Raw genomic sequence first — 1,452 nt, 5'->3', positions numbered from 1 at the left:
CGGCCCTTCCGCAATCAGAGTGCGTTGATGCGTTCGTGAAGCTGACCGGAGTGGATCAGGGACCGCAGGATGTAGTGGGTGAGGTTGCGGAAGCCGAGGGCGATGCCGCGGAGGTGTTCGAGGCGGCCGTTGATCGCTTCGGTGGGGCCGTTGGAGACGTCGACGTCGAAGAACGCGAGGATCTGGGTGCGGCGTTGCCAGAGGCTGCGGCCGAGCTGGGCGAGCTCGTCGAGGCCGTCGGGTAGACCGGTGGTGAGGCGTTTGAGGACCTTGTACATGCCGATCTTGCCGTGGCGGCGGTCGGGCTGGGCGTAGGCGTCGATGATCTGCTGGTAGACCAGGTGGGTCGCCTCCAATGCGGCGTGGTCGTCGTCGGCGAACAGCGCGTCGAGGCGGTCGGCCTGGGTGGCGGTGAGCAGCCCGATGCGGGTCAGCAGGGTGCGGCGGGCCTGGTAGAGGGGGTCGCCTTTGCGGCCGCGATGCCCGCAGATCTGCTGCTGCAGGCGGGTGCGGCAGGCGGTGACCTTCTCCCCGGCCAGGTGCACCACATGAAACGGGTCCATCACGGGTTTCGCTTGCGGCAGCGACTGTTTCGACGCGGTGTGGTAGCCGAGGAAGCCGTCCATCGCGACGATCCGGATGCGGGAGCGGAAGTTCGCATCCCGCGCCTGCAACCAGGCGGTGAGGACGTCGGCGGAGCGGCCGGGCAGCATGTCCAGCAGCCGAGCCGGGCCGGTGCCCTCCACCGCGGGGGTGAGGTCGATGATCACCGTCACCATGGACGGATCACCGTTGCCGCGCACATGTTTCCAGGTGTGCTCGTCCACGCCGAGGACGCGGACTCCGGCCAGATGCGCCGGGTCGGCGTACACCATCTCCCGTGCCGCGTCGAGGGCGATGGTGTTGACGGTGTTCCACGAGATGCCCAGCGTCCGTGCGATACCCGTGATGGACATGCGGTCGTAGGCCAAGCGTTGCAGTATCCAGCGGCGGACCCTGCGGGTGACCGACAGCCGCGGCGGCGCGAGGTGCTCGATGTTCGCGCGGAAGATGTCGGTGGCGCAGTCGGTGTTCTGGCACAGGTAGCGGGGCACGTGGACGTGCAGCCGGGTCGGGTGCCCGACGACCGGCAGGTCGGTCAGCTCCCGCTGGACGTGATCACGCAGCCGCCCGGGCCGGCCGCAGCTCGGGCACCGCGGGTCCGGGGTCGTCAGTCGGCACCACAGGTGGGTGAACTGCTCGTCGACGGCGGCGTCGACGATCGACACGCCCAACTCGACGGTGCGGCAGATGGTATCGGCGAGCAGGGACGACGTAGGCTCAGACACAGGTCCTCGGTAGGTGCGCGGTGGGGTGTAGGAACCGACATCGTCGCACCCCGAGGACCCCTACATCTTGTGCCACGCCGCTCACGCCGCGAGCCCGTCAACGCACTCTCAATCCGGAAGAGCC

The 1,452-nt window shown here is 68.6% G+C and carries 1 protein-coding gene; it reads right to left on the bottom strand.

Annotation, left to right across the window (positions count from 1 at the left end; genetic code table 11):
* Nucleotides 1-14: 14 nt before the first annotated feature.
* Nucleotides 15-1,328 (bottom strand): ISL3 family transposase, encoded by a 1,314-nt coding sequence (locus tag ABD908_RS27305; RefSeq protein ID WP_345002040.1) that lies wholly within the window; start codon nt 1,326-1,328, stop codon nt 15-17.
* Nucleotides 1,329-1,452 lie beyond the last annotated feature (124 nt).

The organism is Tsukamurella soli, assembly GCF_039541155.1.
In the GTDB taxonomy this organism is placed as follows: Bacteria; Actinomycetota; Actinomycetes; order Mycobacteriales; family Mycobacteriaceae; genus Tsukamurella; species Tsukamurella soli.
The sequence above is the reverse complement of the archived record's forward strand: the minus strand, read 5'-3'. Positions and strand labels throughout refer to the sequence as shown.